Source organism: Rheinheimera gaetbuli, from assembly GCF_054781935.1.
Window position 1 is genome coordinate 1 of record NZ_BAAGTL010000014.1, and the last position, 2,515, is coordinate 2,515.

At 41.7% G+C, this 2,515-nt stretch carries 1 protein-coding gene; it reads left to right on the forward strand.

Features of this window, described 5'->3' with window-relative positions; translation table 11 throughout:
- Positions 1 to 743 precede the first annotated feature (743 nt).
- Positions 744 to 2,515 (forward strand): condensation domain-containing protein (locus ACYVIC_RS12690; RefSeq protein ID WP_460860477.1); only part of this gene is annotated, 1,772 nt, incomplete at its 3' end.

A 2,515-nucleotide genomic window follows, 5' to 3' on the forward strand; every position in this document is an offset into this window, starting at 1 on the left:
GCGTCTAATTATACTGGATATGAAAGTGTGGTGGAGCAGGTGGAAATAGAAAGCTTCCAGATATGAACTGTTAAGCCTTTACTCAGTCAATCTCTACCAGTGAACAATGCGAAATTTGGTTACTGTGTTCACGGGCTTTTGTGCTTTATTCTACCGGAGGTGTCTTTGCTGACACCTTTTTCACCGGCATTTTTTGAGGTTGCCCGTTAGCTATCACTCCGTTTGTATTGGGGGAATTGATTGTTTTTTTCCTTCATCTTTAGGCGTCTAATCAAAATCAACTTACGTAAGCAACAAGTAGCGTTCGCACATCTATTTATGACATTCAACCCTCAAGAGTAAAGATATGTTCACGTGACTATTTTGTCTTTATATATCTAATAAGTAAGGATTATATGTCGGTGTGATTTGTGTTTTGATGGAATTGGTCACATAGGTAAATGCAATAGGGCGCATGACTGGATGTTTTCTATCAGTAGCATTCTTAGAATCGAGCGAAGCTCAATATCTACAGCATTAAAGGGAGTAGAAAATGTGGCATTAAGGACGAGCTGGTAATGGATTTTCACCATCATTTGTCAGAATACAAAGATTGTAGTACTGGATGAGCTGCGATAGGCGAGTGTTGAACTAATCAGATAAAAATCAACACGGGTTCACCTAAAAGCGCATTGGCTCTGTGAGTTCTTCTCTCGGCAAATCATTAAGTCGGGGCAACGAATATAGATGGAAAGCTTTCAATAATGACCTTATCAGAATTAATTAAAAAACTAGCTAAAGCTAAAATTAAGCTCTCTGTAGAAAATGGTTTTCTCTCTGCAAGCGGCCCTAGAGGGGCTGTAACACAAGACATATTGAAAGAATTAAAAGTGCATAAAGAAGCACTTTTGCGATATCTGGATCACAGCAGTGTATCGGAAGAGCCTGCAATCAAACCAGTAGGTAGAGAACAGAATTTGCCTCTGTCTTACTCTCAAAAGCGCCTTTGGTTACTCGATCAAATTGAAGAAGGGAGTGCGCATTACAATATTCCAAGCGTGTTAAAACTGGTTGGTAAATTAAGAATAGATGTGATTAACAAGGTCTTTACGACTATAGCTAACCGTCATGAAGTGTTAAGAACTTGCTTTTCAACAGATAAAAACGGTGAGCCGATTCAGGTAATCCAATCTTTAAAAGAGCTAAATATTGAAATCCAAGATTACTCCGCACTGCATGGTGAACCACAACAAATCCGAATAAAAGAGGTTATCAATAGCGAAGCAAGTCAGACTTTTGATTTGAGTCAGGGCCTGATGTTTCGCGTGAAAATTATCAAAACGGCTGCAGAAGAACATTATTTGCTGGTGACCATGCACCATATTGCTTCTGACGGTTGGTCTGAAGGCATCCTGATTAAAGAATTCAGTATGCTTTACTCTGCTTACATGAGTGGGCAGGACAATCCTCTACCGTCACTGGCAATTCAGTACGCTGATTATGCAAATTGGCAACAGAACTGGTTGACTGGGGAAATACTGGATAAACAGTTAAATTATTGGCAGCGTACTTTAAAGGGGATTCCCGCGGTACATAACTTACCGTTAGACAGAAGCAGATCTCAATTACAAAATTTTACCGGAAGTACTCATCATAGTACTGTGGCTCAAGGTATAAGCGAAGAATTCAATAGGTTTTGCCTCTCTATGGGGGCTACCCTGTTTATGGGTTTACACGCAGTATTTTCTTCGCTTCTGTCTATCTATAGTAATGAACAGGATATCGTGATTGGAACCCCTGTTGCCAATAGGGAGCAGCCTGAGTTAGCGGACCTGATAGGCTTTTTTGTTAACACACTGGTGTTACGAAGTGATCTTTCCGGCAATCCGAGCTTCATTCAACTACTGGCACAAAGTAAGTCCATCCTTCTGGATGCTTACGCCCACCAACAGGCTCCTTTTGAAAAAGTGGTTGAAAAGTTGCAACCGGAACGCAGCCTGAGCTACAGCCCATTGTTTCAGGTTATGCTGGTTTTACAAAATAATGAAACCGAGGACATGGCGTTGTCGGGGTTGCAATTACATGCAGTAGAGCAAGCAGAAGCAATCGCAAAATATGAACTTAGTTTAAACGTTATCGAGACCGCTGAAGGTTTATCTCTGCTCTGGCAGTATAGTTCCGCGTTGTTTGATAGGCAGAGCATTGAGCGCATGGCTGGTCACTTCAACCAGCTTATTTCGGCACTGCTAGCTAACCCGGAAAAGAGTGTATTGACAACAAGTATTCTGGATGAGAACGATCAGATTAAGCTAATAGATAGTTGGAATGATACTACTCTTGCTTATCCCCAGAACATTTGCCTTCATAGCCAGTTCGAAGCTCAGGTCGCCGCTACGCCAGATGCTGTGGCGGCTATGTATGAAAATGCTGTGGTAACAGAACAGCAACTTACCTATGGCGAACTGAACACGAAAGCGAACCAACTGGCGCATTACTTAATTACTGAAAAGCAGGTACAGCCGGACACGCTGGTGGG